Genomic DNA, 13,186 nt, shown 5'->3' on the forward strand with positions numbered 1-13,186 from the left:
ATGGCGATAAGACCCGAACAGTTTGCAATCCTCAAGCGACATCTTCAGCATGTTTACGTCCCGTTTCTTCCGAAGCTGTTGCAACCCAAGTCGGAGGCAGATGACCTAGCAAAGAACATCGATCGTTCTTTCGCGGCGTTCGCGCTCGATCATATCTGCCAGATCGATCCGAAAAAGGCGGCTCGGGCGGTCGTTGATGATTTCGACGATTTCGGGTTGGACGCCATCTATTACCACGCCAGAACGAAGACGCTGTATCTCGTTCAGGCCAAGTTGAAGGAAACCTCCGCCTTCACGCAGAAGGAGGCACTGGCGTTTTCGCAAGGTATCCGCAAACTGGTGAATGGGGATTTCGATGGATTCAACGCCAACGTCCTAAGCAAAGAGTTGTCGATACGGCACCACCTCGATCACTGCGATCATATCGAAGTCGTCGTCGCTCACACTGGCGAAGGCATTCACGTTCATGCCGCGAAAGCCATGAGTGACCTGCTGGCAGACAAGGCCGGGGGCGAAGCACGGCTGAAAGATGCCGTGCTTAACTTCGATTCGACGAAAACAGTCGGCGGCCTGCACAGCGTCAACGCTGTCGAGCAGGTCGATTGCCGGCTCCGGCTTGACAACTACGGCGAAGCATCAGCGCCGAAGATCGCCTACTACGGAACTGTCGCCCTTTCTGACCTCGCCGACCTGCACAAGAAGCATGGAAAGGCCCTCTACCAGAAGAATATCCGAACCTGGCTTGGTCACAAGACGCCGGTAAACGAGGCGATCATGGAGACGCTGGCCGTGAATCCGGCGCGGTTCCAGTATCTGAATAACGGCGTCACCGCCTTGTGCGAGGAAATTGCGCCGAAGGGCGGAAAGGGTACGGAATACCGCGACTTCGAGCTGACGGCCTTTTCGGTCATCAACGGCGCTCAAACTGTCGCCTCGACTGCAAACTTTGTCGCGGATAATCCAGATGCGGACATTTCCGAAGCAAGGGTCATGATCACGTTGATCAAAGCAGATGCGGATGGCGATTTCGGCAAGGACGTGACCCGCGCGCGTAACCATCAGAATGATGTGAAGGAAATCGCCTTCGCTGCCTTGGACGAAGAGCAAGAGCGCATCAGGCGCGAATTGCAGCACCTTGACATCGAATACGTTTATCGCGTGGGAGAGCCCGTGTCCGGCTGGAACCCGAACCGCATACTCGTCGCGGAAGCGATCCAGGCATTGGCGATGCTAGAACTCGATCCTCGCTATCCCGTCTGGATGAAACGGTCGCTGCTTGATTTTCAGAAGACCGATGGCGAGCCCTACAAGCAGATTTTCAGTCAGTCGCTCAGTTCCATCAGGCTGGTCAACGCGGTTCGCGTTTACCGCTATATCCGCGAACAGGTCGCAGCGTCGGTTCGCGGCTGCTGGTATGAAGAGCGCAAGGCGTACAAGCACAGCGAATTTGCGATGGCATCCGCTTTCGCCAAGCAGTTCCGCACCGCGATTTGCGGCAGCGACCTAATCGACGTTGCCAAAATGAGGGCGGCCGGAAGCGCGCCCTATGACACGCTGCGCCAACACCTATGGGATATCATTCAGTCGATCTCATGGCCCGGTCCTCTGGCAATCGCGAAAAATCAGGATCGAACGCTTGATCTGACGCGGCGTTTGATGACACGGCAATACGGCCTCAAAGGCGACCCGGCCATCAAGGCGCTCCGCGCCAAATTCATCGTTGGCCAGCCTTATCAAGTTGATCTCTTCAAATATCTTGCCTCCAAAGCCCCCCAGATTGCGAACGTAACATGACCAGAAAACAGAAACTTGAACTGACATGGGTGGGAAAGGACAACCGGCCTCGGTTGGAGCCGCGCATCCTGATTGAAGACCCGGCGAAGAGCTATCACGCTGCCGTACGGGTTTCGGACGGGGACATTTTCGACAATGTGCTGATCCACGGCGACAATCTGCTCGCGCTGAAAGCGCTGGAGGCGGATTACGCTGGCAAGGTGAAGTGCGTCTTAATCGACCCGCCCTACAACACCGGCAGCGCCTTCACCCACTATGATGACGGGCTGGAGCATTCGATCTGGCTTGGCCTGATGCGCGACCGGCTCGAAATCATCCGCCGGTTGCTCTCGGAAGATGGCTCATTGTGGATCACTATCGACGACAATGAGGCGCATTACCTCAAGGTTCTGTGTGACGAGATTTTTGGTCGGCCGAACTTCGTTGCGAGCGCCGTTTGGCAAAAGCGATATTCGCGCGAAAATCGGGAGGCGATTGGCGATGCACATGACTATGTTTTGATTATCGCTAAGAACTCAGCGCGCTTTAAGAGCATCCGCAACCGTGTCCCTATGACGGATGAGCAGGCCAAGGTCTATCGCAACCCCAATAATGATCCGCGGGGTAGGTGGCGCACCATACCGATCACGGCGCAGGCAGGACATGCCACCAAGGAGCAGTTCTACGAAATTACGACCCCTAGCGGACGAGTATATACGCCCAGCGAGGGGCGCTGCTGGGGACTTTCACGAGCGACATTTGAACGATTGCGTAGCGAAGGGCGCATATATTTCGGAAAGGATGGTGATTCTCAACCCAACCTCATCCGCTATCTGTCAGAAGTCGAAGGCATGGTGCCGTGGACTTGGTGGCCACATGAGGAGGCCGGCCATACCGATGAGGCGATGAAAGAAATGCACGCTCTTTTCGGAAAGGAAGATCCATTCCCGACGCCGAAGCCGGAACGCCTCATCAACCGGATTTTGCATATCGCAACAAATCCTGGCGACCTCGTTCTCGACTCTTTCGCCGGTTCCGGCACGACTGGCGCGGTGGCCCACAAAATGGGCCGTCGCTGGATCATGGTTGAACTGGGAGATCATTGCACCACGCATGTCGTGCCGCGCTTGCAGCAAGTCATCGACGGCAGCGACCAAGGGGGCATCAGCAAGACCGTATCTTGGAAGGGCGGTGGGGGTTTCCGCTACTTCGAACTGGCGCCTTCATTGCTTGAAACCGACAAGTGGGGGCGGCAGGTCATCAGTCGCGAGTATGACGCCGCGATGCTGGCGCAGGCGTTGTGCAAGCTCGAAGGCTTCACCTATGCGCCGAGTGATAGCGTCTATTGGCAGCAGGGCCATTCGTCCGAAACCGACTTCCTTTATGTCACTACGCAGACCTTGGGGCCGGAAGAGCTGTCGGCGCTGTCCGAAGATGTCGGCGAGGATCGTTCGCTTTTGATCCTATGCGCCGCGTTCCGGGGCGATGCCGACCTTTGGCCAAACCTGACCTTACGCAAAATTCCCAATCACATCCGCAGCAAGTGCGAATGGGGGCATGACGATTATTCGCTTAACGTCGCCAATTTGCCAATGGCCGAGCCGGAACCTGCGCCGCCGCGCCCCGTGCAAGGCGGGCTGTTCGACGGAGAGGACGGCCAATGAGTAATCTCCCTTCATCCAACCAGCGCCATGTCAACGCCATCTCGGGCCGTTTGAGTCTGCGCCCGCCGCAGCGCCGCAGCCTCGAAATCCTCGACCGTGTGACCGAGATCGTGCCGCTGCACCATGCGACCGATCTTACTTCGGCGAAGGAAATCATCGCCAGCGAGTATCCCGGCGTCGTTGATTTCGAGCGGGAATTTCCCTCGCTGTGCTTCGCGCTCGCCACCGGCGTTGGTAAGACGCGTCTGATGGGTGCGTTCATCGCCTATTTGAAGATCGCACACGGCATCAATAACTTTTTCGTCCTCGCGCCGAACTTGACGATCTACAACAAGCTGATCGCCGATTTCACGCCCAACACCGCCAAATATGTGTTCAAAGGCATTGCTGAGTTCGCGATTTCGCCGCCAGTTCTGACCACCGGCGAAAATTTTGAACGGCACTTGGCGTCGGGCGGTCAGCTATTCCCGACAACGATCAACATTTTCAACATCGCCAAAATCTCCTCGGAAGTGCGGGGCGGGCGATCCCCGCGCATCCGCTCTTCCCGTGAGGAACTCGGTGAGAGCTATTTCGATTACCTATCGAGCTTGCCTGACCTGGTGCTGTTGATGGATGAATCGCACCGCTATCGCGCCACGGCGGGGATGCGCGCGATCAACGAATTGAAGCCGATTCTTGGCTTGGAGCTGACCGCGACCCCTTTCGTTGAAAGTACGCGCGGGCCGGCCGCGTTCAAGAACGTGATCTTCGACTATCCGCTGGCTCGTGCGATGGAGGACGGCTTCGTCAAGGAACCCGCGGTCGTAACCCGCAAGGATTTTAATCCGGCGGGAAAAACGCCCGAAGCGATCCAGACGATGAAGCTGGAGGACGGCGTTCGCCTACACGAAAGCGTCAAGGTCGACCTAGAAACCTATGCCCGCGAGAATGGCGAGCAGATTATTAAGCCGTTCGTATTGGTGATCGCGCGCGACACGACCCATGCAGCGGAACTGATGAAACTGATCCAGTCGGCCGCCTTCTTCGAGGGGCGTTATGCCGACAAGGTTATACAGGTCGATTCAAGCGTGAAGGAAGAGGAGACGGTCGAGAAGCTGTTGACGGTCGAACACAATGACAATCCGGTCGAGATCGTCATCCACGTCAACATGCTCAAGGAGGGTTGGGACGTCACCAACCTTTATACGATCATTCCGCTCCGCGCCGCCAACGCTCGAACCCTAATCGAACAGAGCATCGGGCGGGGATTGCGCTTGCCTTATGGCAAGCGCACTGGCGTTGCCGCGGTTGATCGCCTGAACATCGTCGCGCATGATCGCTTTCAGGAAATTGTCGATGAGGCGAACAATCCCAATTCGCCGATCCAGCTGAAACAGCTTGTGCTGGGTGAGGCCGATCTGACGCGAAAGACCGTGACTGTGGTTGCCTCGCCGACGATCCTGGGCAGCCTTGGCCTGCAATCCGCGCCAAGCGCGGATGCCGCCATGGCCTCCGGCCCCGCGCCGACGCCGGCTTTCACCGATCCGAACGATGTTCGTGTGGCGCAGCTCGCCTATGATGCCTTCCGCAAGCTCGCGCGCGAGCCGGACAAGGTTCCGAGCGTATCCTACCTATCCCGTCCCGATGTTCTGGAGCAGGTCGTGCGCGAAGTGCGCAGCCAGTATCAGGCGCCGCAACTCGAACTCGACGGAATTGCCAAACCCGCGCCCGATTTCGAGGCCGTCGCTGCCGCGACGGCGAAATTGATGGAAGCCCGGACCATAGACATTCCGCGCATTACCGTCATGCCCAAGGGCGAGGTCAAGGCGGGCTTCAAGCCGTTCATGCTCGACCTGTCCGGGATGCGCTATACTGCGCCGAGCGATGAGCTGTGGGCCAAGCATCTGCGGACGGATTGGGTCGATATAATCGGCCTGTCGCAAGGCAACCTGCTTGAAGACCGGCTTGAGGACTATGTCGTCAGCGGGCTGATCGACTTTTCCGACATTGCCTATGATGAACATGCCGACCTGCTCTACGAGCTTGCCGGACAGGTGGTTCGCCACCTGCAATCCTACTTGTCCGAAGAGGATGCGGGACAGGTGCTGTCACTGCATCAGCGCGAGATAGCGCGCGCGGTTCATGCGCAGATGCAGGATCATTTCTGGAAGGACGAGTCGGTCGAATATCATCACGAGATCCGTGAGGGCTTCACGGAACTCAAGGAAACCGCCTTCACCACATCACGCGAAGCCCCGCTCGATTTCCGGGTGCCGCCTGCCGACAAGAGCAATATGGCACGGTATCTGTTCGGCGGTTTTGCGAAATGCCTCTCGACGGTGGCGAAATTTCATTCGGATTCCGAGCGCAAGCTGGCGGTAATCCTCGAACGCGAGGCGCTGAAATGGCTGCGGCCCGCCAAGGGCCAATTCCAGATGTATTACCGCAGCGGCCACGATCATCTCGAATATCAGCCCGATTTCGTCGCTGAGACTGACGATCGCATCCTGATGCTCGAACCCAAGATGGCGACGCAAATGCAAGACAAGGATGTACTGGCGAAGCGCGATGTCGCAATCCAGTGGTGTTCCTGGGCGAGCGAACATGCGCGGTCCTACGGCGGAAAGCCGTGGCAATATGTGTTGATTCCGCATGATGCGATTGCCGAGAATATAACGCTGGAATTTCTTGCGAAGCAGTTTGCCTGAGGCGTTTTGGCGCTGCCTTTGCGCCGCCAGCTGAATTTTCTAGGCGCGAGCGCGAGCGCGGAGGTGGCGGATCGAGCTTCTGGCAAACGGACGTTATGCGGCGTGAGCGCCGCTATTTCGCTTTGCGGGAATCGAGGAACACCGGGAAGAAGCTGCGCTGTTTCTTGATCTTGATAACGTCGTTGGTCGTGATCGTATTCGGCTTGCGCCGTTCACCACCATTTTCCGTGATGACTTCAATATCAGGGTTTTCGATCATTGCAGCGTGAATGTCATCGGCATGGGCAGGCGTGGCATTGTAGATGCTGGAGTAGAAATCACCGATAATCAGCGCATCCCCGGACTCTGACACAAGGCGCGGTATGTCCTCTAGCAACTGCCCTTTGGCCACGGCGCGGTCGCTATCTGCAAACAGATATAGCGACCCTTCCTCGTGCGATGGATCATAGGCGAGCATATTCAAGCCGGACCGACCAAAATGGGCCTGCGCGCTGCTATTGTCGTGGAGAATGTTGTTATACACTTGGCGTGCGCGGTAACTGTTGGCGAAATGGATCAACCAATACCGCCAGCCGGTCGGGTTGTTGATCGAGAATGGACTGACGAACGGCGCGCAATTCTTGTATACCTGAAACACCAGCCGCTCCGCCACGCCCAGCCATGACTTGTCGGTCATGGTGCCTTGAAGGGACAGCAAGGCGGATTCATCTACACCGACTGCCCCGAGTTGGCTCGCGTAAGCCTGCGGCTCCGATTTTCGCAGGAACGCCAACAGCGATTCCACGGCGAAGGTGTAAAATATCTCGGCCGATGGATATGATCGCATCATATCGAGGATTGTCGCGTGGGCGACATGGCTATGCCCGCATTGGTCGAGGTTGAAGATGACGCTGCGGTAGCTGCCTTGGGCAAGGTATTTCTGGACTGTCGGATACACCGCCTCGAACGCGGCGCTCAAAAATTCTACCTGAAGGTGAAGCTTGTCGCAGTTCTCTTTGATGTCCGCCAACAACGGGGCGACGTTGGCTTTCAGCGCTTCTATGGCTTCCGCGCTTTCATCGTTCAATAGGAGGAGGCATTCGATCTCGATCGCCCCAAGACCCTGAGCGAGACGGTCCAGATTGACGGCGTTGACTGCATTCTTAAGTTCTTCGATGAAAATGATGGGCGAACCTGCGGAGCCGCACTTGTAGCGTCCGCCGCCAGCGAAGCCGTCGATGACCGCCAAACGGAATTTCGTCTGTTTTGGAATCTGGCAGCGGACGATGAGATACTGGTAAAAATACTCGCGGAGAATCTTGTGCTTGCGACGCGAATGGTCTTCGAGAGTAGCGCCTTCAGCCCACTGGTATCGTTTTGCGACCATTACCGCCCCCGCAGATCAAATATCCAGAATATCTTAGCGGATCATAGCGACATACCAATAGGCTCGGGCATATAATCCCATGTTTGACCACGATATTCCCGACCATTTGCTTTTTTTGACCGGCGCTTGTTGTCCTTACCCCAAGTTCCCCACTGCTTGAAGAAAAACGCTGTCTTGTTGTCGGAACATTGGTCGTAAATTTCGTCTATCCAGGCTTCCTTGATTGGGCGCGCAGACTTTCCGCTCTCTCCGCCAACGATGGCCCAATGAATATCGTGTAGGTCTATGGAGCCTACTGCGCCGATGAGTGGCTCAAACGAAATGAAACGGATTGCCGCAGGCACGGCCCGGAGATGATCTATCCGGCCAACGACCTCGGCGTCTTCGACACTGGTTCCGAGCCATACATTGGGCAGGACATCAGGAATCTTGGTCGAAATGAGGCTTGCCATCCTGTCTGGCCGCTTGGTCAGAATCTGGTAGCTGTGGCGGGGTGTCTCTCGCATCACCTGCCAGACCGCCAGTATGAAATCGTCGCTGACCTCTTCGTGGAAGAGGTCGCTCATCGAATTGACAAAGATTTTGCGCGCCTTCCGCCATTTGTGCGGGATTCCGAGGGCTGACCGATCTTCCTTGACGACACCGTTCCAGATTGTGCGGCTTCCGCTGCTGCGTGTCAGTCCGGCATATTTATCGACCCGCATGGCTTCTAGGCGCTTTGCCATCGCCATCGCGTAGCAGTTGGTGCAGCCCGCAGACACTATGGTGCAGCCTGCCACTGGATTCCAAGTCGCATCTGTCCATTCAATTTGCGTCTCGGCCATCCTGTGCGTCCAAACCTTCTCTCAAAGTCATCGTTGTCAAAAATCGCCCAGCATTATCAGCACTATTCGCCCCGCCAAGCATCGTTTCTTCTAAATGCCCGAGCGCGCTTGTCCAAGCAACCTGTTAGTGGTTTGAACCTGCCACTTATGGAAGGCGATTTAGCCAATCGTGGTTGAAACTGCTTATGCGCTGCCCTTCGGGCAACCCGCTCTATCCGCTGCCGCGGACCAAGCCTGTAGTCTTGGCCCTACGGGTGACGATCGGGAGCGTGCGAGAATGAGCGGGATTTTCTGAGGTCGCACTCTTTCCCGCGCTGCGCGCTCCTTGAGGGTGCGGAGTCTTTGGGCTGACCCGCTGGCACTCTTGCCTCTCTCCTTGTCGTGCGGGCGCCGGCAGCGCCTTCGCGCCGACTGGCGGTGCGGCGCCGATGGCGCAACATCCTTGTCTTCGCTCTGCCTGCCGTCACGTCGCCCGTCGGCGTCGCGCCGTGCAAGGGTGCCGTTGCCTGTGCCGCGATGCGGTTAGGGGAGGCTGAACGCCTCCGTTCATTTGATGGTGGGGGAACGCCAAGGGCTTTGCCCTCTCGTTCCCAAAGCAGAATAGCCGCCCCCGTGTGGCGGTCGCTTCGCGCCCACTGGCCCGCGCCAGGGCGTCGATTCAGCTTTCCCTCCCCCTCCCATCCTCGCCGGAAGGCAGAGCCGCATGCCGCAGGCAGTGCGGCTTTCAGCCGACGAAGGAGGGTTTTAGATGACCGATTTACTCTTGAACTATCGTGCTTGCGGCGCGGAGTGCCGCGACGATTATTTGCGCGGTGTCGCCAACGAGAACGGCTTGCCGCTGGAGTGCGTTCGCAAGATCGCCGACCGGCTTGGCGAGCGCGAGGATTTCGGCGCGCTTATCCTGATTTGCGAAGGGCGTCGGGGGCGGGTCCAATGAGCGCGACCCCCACCAGCCAGCGAGAGCGCATCGCCCGTTTGAACGACATGGCGCGGCGAGCGATGGGCGTTGCCTGCACCGTCGTTGCGACAGTCGGGTTTCGTTCGCTGCCCGATGCCGATCAATCCTGTGTCCGTGAATTGATCGAGACTTTCGACGCCTTCGACGAGGACAACGACCCGCACGGCGAACGCGATTTCGGGACGATCTACCAGATTGCCGATCGTCGCTGGACGACCGAGCGCCCGCGACTGCGCGAAGATGAGCGCGAACGGGTGTTCTGGAAACTCGATTATTACGACCGCCAGATGGAGTTCGCCAGCGACGACGCGGCAAATCCGGCGATCACGCGGCGCGTCCTGACCATCATGCTGTCCGATGAATATTGAACGGAGGCAGTCCCATGAAACGCAAAGACCTTGCCAGCGTCACCCCGGCCGACGCCGATCAGATCACGATGGCGGGCATCGCGCCTGTCAGCGTGGGCGAACGGCTTGGCTGGCTTGCCGCGCAACCGATGCAGCCCCGCCGTGAACAGCGCCCGCTCGACATCGGGTTTTGGAACCCGATGCGCGACCAGCTTGAGATGTTCTGACTTCCCGTTTCCAACCAATTTCAGGAGTGTTTCCGATGACCCTACAGACCGTCAAACTTTCGCAGCTTCGTTTGTCGCCACTTAACGTGCGGCGCGTGAAGCCCAAGGCTATCGACCAGCTTGCCGCCGATATGCTGGCGCATGGTCAGTTGCAGAACCTTGTCGTTTACGCCGAAGGCAACCGCTTCGAGGTTGCCGCCGGAGGCCGACGCTATCGCGCCTTCAAGCAGCTTGAGAAGGCCAAGGCGATTCCAGCCAGCCATCCGGTTAGTGTGGACGTGCGCGATAAGGCCGAGGCGGTGGAACTGTCCTTGGCTGAGAATGTGAGCCGCGAGGATATGCACGTTGCCGATGCGGTGATCGCTTATGGCAATCTTCGCACCGAGGGAAAATCGGCCGAGGATATTGCCGCGCGGTTCGGCGTGGCGCTGTCCTACGTCAAGAAGGTGTTGCGCTTGTCGGCATTGCACTCCGATGCGCTTGCCTGTCTCGCGCGCGATCATATCGGCATGGATGCGGCACAAGCGTTGACCCTGACCGACGACCACGACCGCCAGCTTGAGGCGTTGAAGCGGTTCGGCAACAGCGCCCATCAAATCCGGCGGATGCTGACCGAGGAAAAGATTGGGACGAACCATGCCCTGTTCCTGTTCGTCGGGCATGATGCCTACGCCGCTGCGGGCGGGACGATCACCGCCGACCTGTTTGCCGAGAATGGCGATGGGTATGCCGACGCCCCCGAACTGGTCGAAAAGCTGGCGACCTTGAAGATGGGCGCGGTAGAAGCGGGCTATCGCGGCGAAGGGTGGAGCGATGTTAGGGCATCGCTCGAACGGCCGGACGACTATTACAATCTTGTCACTGTCCACGCCGAGGGGAAGCGCGAGCCGACCGAAGCCGAACAGGCCGAACGCGCCCGTATTCAGGAAGCAGCCGACACGCGCCTTGCCGAACTTGGCAAGGGCAATCAGTGGGGCGACCGAGTGTTCAACGGGTTGGAGCGCGAAGCCCGCATCCTTGAAAACCGCCTGTGCGAGTTCACCGACGCGCAGAAGGCAGACAGCGCAATGGTGCTGTTCGTCGGCAATGGTGGCGAGATCGAGGCCAAGGCCATCCGCATCAAGCGGATTGCCAAAGGGGGCAATGGCGATGCACCAGCGATCAAACCCGATTATTCGGGCGCGATGATTGAGACGCTATCGAAGATCAAGACGCTGGCCGTGCAGGAAGCGGTTGCCACCAATCCCGCGCTGGCGCTCGACATCTTGCTCGATTGTCTTGTCGGGCAGGGCATCCACGGCGAACCTTCCTATTACTCCCCGCTGTCGCTTCGGCTCGAAGGGTTCAATTCCGCCGTCCCAGACGACATGATGACGATGGCGGACATCGCATCGGTCGATGAGATTGGGGGCGGTTACTTCGCCGCACTGCCCGAGGTCGACCGGTTCGCAGCCATTCGGGCGATGGACGCCGACACCAAAGGCCGCTTGCTGGCATTGCTTGTCGCCCGCCAGATCCACAGCGGCGAGACGTCAGGTTCGCGCCGTGATCGTCGCCACCAGCGGTTCGACCAGATTGCCTTCGCCTCTGGCGTCGATATGGTCGCCAAGTGGCAAGCGCCGGTCGCCTTTTACGACCGGCTCAAAATGCCTGTGATCGCAAAGATCATGACCGAGGTGCTGGGCAAGTCCGCTGCGGACAATTGCGCCAAGATGAAGAAGGGCGACCTTGCCGCTGCGGCCGCCGAGCGGATGGCAGGGCGTGGATGGCTGCCGCCCGCGCTTGTGATCGCCGAGCCGTCGGTCGAGGTAGCGCAGGAGCACCCCGTGGTTGGCGACGACGACGAAGCCACCGAGTTCGAGGAGGAGGACGCGGTATGATGATCGAGAGGGCGGGCCGAGTGGCCCGCCCTCATTTTCTTGTTTCCGTATTCCCTGTTCGCGTATTCGCGCGGCCCGTCCCTGCTGGACGGGCAAAGGCCGGACGTTCCGACCGGCCTCAAATCGGCACGGCAGGTTATAGCTGCCGTGCCGACTGCGCGCGAAGGATAGCGAGGAAGCCGCTTCGCGATTAGGGGAACGGCATGATTGACCCTCCTCAATCGCCCTGTGTTGCGGTCTGCGCGCTCGATGCGCGCGCAAGGCGGTTGCACCGCCGCCGAGATCGGCGAATGGGGCGGCGCGACTGCCGAACGGCAGTGCGCGATACTTGCCTTGTTGCCGGAGCGGATGGCCCAGCTTGCTGCGGGTCAGCCGGTCATGCTGCAATCGTCGTGCAGCCGTCCTCGTCGGGATCATGCCTAGCTGAAGGCAATCGCGGCTGTTGATGATGCCGCTGCCGTGGTTGTGGCGGCTCGCCGGGATGGGTTGAAGGTCACGGCGCTGCGCGATGCGCGTGCTTGTGGGCGGCGAGACTGTTCGGGTGAACGCGGCTTGGTGGTGCCTGGGTGGCGGTTGAGCTGGAACCGATTGTGACATCACCGACCGCGCTGTCGATACGGCCAACACTGATCGCGCGAACGATCGGCAGCTTCTCTTCTCCGGGCTTGGCAGGAGGATTTCCTTGTTTGCCGGTTTCGTGGCCGCGCGCGTCGCCTAGTACGATCAAGCAAAAAACCGGCCCTCCCCTGATGCCCGCCGAGGCGGGCGGGGCGTCCTACGGTTTCCACCCCATTTCATGGGGCGGAGCCTCCGTTTTTTGGCTGGATCGCGGCTCCTTCGCGGCCCCGTTGAAGACCGTCAGGAAATCACCCTGCAATCCGAGACGGAGTAAGACCCATGCAGAACATCGCAGAATTTCGGATCATCGGCCGCATCGGCAAGGTCGAGGTCAAGGAGAAGGTCACTTATCTTTCGGTGGCCTCGAACTACCACCGCAAGGACGGCGACGACTGGAAGACCGACGCACACTGGAACAGTGTCACGCTGTTCGACAAGCTCGCCAAGCGCCTGACCGCCAGCAAGGGCGACCTCGTTCACATCATCGGTCGCGTCCGCCAGAACCAATATGAGGCCGGCGGCAGCACCCACTACGGCGTCGATCTGATCGCCGACGGCATCGCCATCCTCGCCAAGAAGGACGGCGGTCCTGCCGATGACGAAAAGCAGGACTGAGCATCCAGTGGGGCGGCGATAAGCCGCCCCGCTTATTCTTCGTGTCCGATGCTGCCGATCAGGCAGAGGCGGCGCGCGACACCAACGGAGTTGGTGTCGCGCGCCGCCCTCTTTTTTGGTGGTTGATGTGGGAAAAGAGGAGCGATCGCTTCGTCGTTCTGGCGGAATAGTGCTGCCAATGGCTTTCGTCCTGACATTGGTATCGGGGTGCCTATACGCTGTCG

12 protein-coding genes are annotated in these 13,186 nt (G+C 58.8%); 9 read left to right on the plus strand and 3 right to left on the minus strand.

Translation table 11 applies throughout. The features are described from left to right. The 3 genes from AN936_RS06905 to AN936_RS06915 are packed head-to-tail and all read left to right on the plus strand — an operon-like array spanning position 1 to position 6,127. Positions 1-1,794, plus strand: coding sequence for an AIPR family protein (locus AN936_RS06905; RefSeq protein WP_054587491.1), 1,794 nt, complete (start codon positions 1-3; stop codon positions 1,792-1,794). Continuing rightward, positions 1,791-3,437, plus strand: a complete 1,647-nt coding sequence (locus AN936_RS06910; protein WP_054587492.1) for a site-specific DNA-methyltransferase — start codon at positions 1,791-1,793, stop codon at positions 3,435-3,437. Before AN936_RS06905 ends, AN936_RS06910 begins: the two co-directional genes overlap by 4 nt. Then, complete coding sequence (locus tag AN936_RS06915; RefSeq protein ID WP_054587493.1) at positions 3,434-6,127, plus strand: DEAD/DEAH box helicase; 2,694 nt, start codon at positions 3,434-3,436, stop codon at positions 6,125-6,127. Before AN936_RS06910 ends, AN936_RS06915 begins: the two co-directional genes overlap by 4 nt. A gap of 112 nt (positions 6,128-6,239) precedes the next feature. On the opposite strand, the gene AN936_RS06920 is transcribed toward AN936_RS06915, so the two are convergent. Both AN936_RS06920 and AN936_RS06925 read right to left on the minus strand, forming a co-directional pair. Further along, the gene (locus AN936_RS06920) at positions 6,240-7,493 is read right to left on the minus strand and encodes a three-Cys-motif partner protein TcmP (RefSeq protein WP_054587494.1); all 1,254 of its coding nucleotides are present in this window, start codon (positions 7,491-7,493) and stop codon (positions 6,240-6,242) included. Positions 7,494-7,534: 41 nt separating this feature from the next. Beyond that, positions 7,535-8,317, minus strand: a complete 783-nt coding sequence (locus AN936_RS06925; protein ID WP_054587495.1) for a DUF5131 family protein — start codon at positions 8,315-8,317, stop codon at positions 7,535-7,537. A 748-nt stretch (positions 8,318-9,065) separates the two neighbouring features. Here AN936_RS06925 and AN936_RS25030 point away from each other — a divergent pair. The 5 genes from AN936_RS25030 to AN936_RS24640 all read left to right on the plus strand — a co-directional run bounded on the left by AN936_RS25030 (position 9,066) and on the right by AN936_RS24640 (position 12,152). Then, positions 9,066-9,254, plus strand: a complete 189-nt coding sequence (locus AN936_RS25030; RefSeq protein WP_158500060.1) for a hypothetical protein — start codon at positions 9,066-9,068, stop codon at positions 9,252-9,254. Then, positions 9,251-9,643, plus strand: coding sequence for a DUF3768 domain-containing protein (locus AN936_RS25035; protein ID WP_158500061.1), 393 nt, complete (start codon positions 9,251-9,253; stop codon positions 9,641-9,643). The genes AN936_RS25030 and AN936_RS25035 overlap by 4 nt, the downstream gene beginning before the upstream one ends. 14 nt (positions 9,644-9,657) lie before the next feature. After that, positions 9,658-9,849 carry a hypothetical protein gene (locus AN936_RS06935; protein WP_054587497.1) on the plus strand — a complete coding sequence of 64 codons (192 nt, stop codon included), beginning with the start codon at positions 9,658-9,660 and terminating at the stop codon, positions 9,847-9,849. 35 nt (positions 9,850-9,884) lie between these two features. After that, positions 9,885-11,729, plus strand: a complete 1,845-nt coding sequence (locus AN936_RS06940) for a ParB/RepB/Spo0J family partition protein (RefSeq protein ID WP_054587498.1) — start codon at positions 9,885-9,887, stop codon at positions 11,727-11,729. Between the two features lie 207 nt (positions 11,730-11,936). Then, positions 11,937-12,152 carry a DUF1289 domain-containing protein gene (locus AN936_RS24640; RefSeq protein WP_149037615.1) on the plus strand — a complete coding sequence of 72 codons (216 nt, stop codon included), beginning with the start codon at positions 11,937-11,939 and terminating at the stop codon, positions 12,150-12,152. Positions 12,153-12,222: 70 nt separating this feature from the next. Here the strand turns inward: AN936_RS24640 and AN936_RS24645 are convergent, their stop codons facing one another. Further along, positions 12,223-12,456, minus strand: a complete 234-nt coding sequence (locus tag AN936_RS24645; RefSeq protein WP_149037616.1) for a hypothetical protein — start codon at positions 12,454-12,456, stop codon at positions 12,223-12,225. A gap of 170 nt (positions 12,457-12,626) precedes the next feature. On the opposite strand from AN936_RS24645, the gene AN936_RS06945 reads away from it, so the two are divergent. Continuing rightward, a complete protein-coding gene (locus AN936_RS06945) occupies positions 12,627-12,962 on the plus strand; it encodes a single-stranded DNA-binding protein (RefSeq protein ID WP_054587499.1) in 336 nt (111 codons plus the stop codon). The last annotated feature ends 224 nt before the right edge of the window (positions 12,963-13,186 follow it).

It is taken from the genome of Sphingopyxis macrogoltabida (assembly GCF_001307295.1).
Lineage (GTDB): Bacteria > Pseudomonadota > Alphaproteobacteria > Sphingomonadales > Sphingomonadaceae > Sphingopyxis > Sphingopyxis macrogoltabida_B.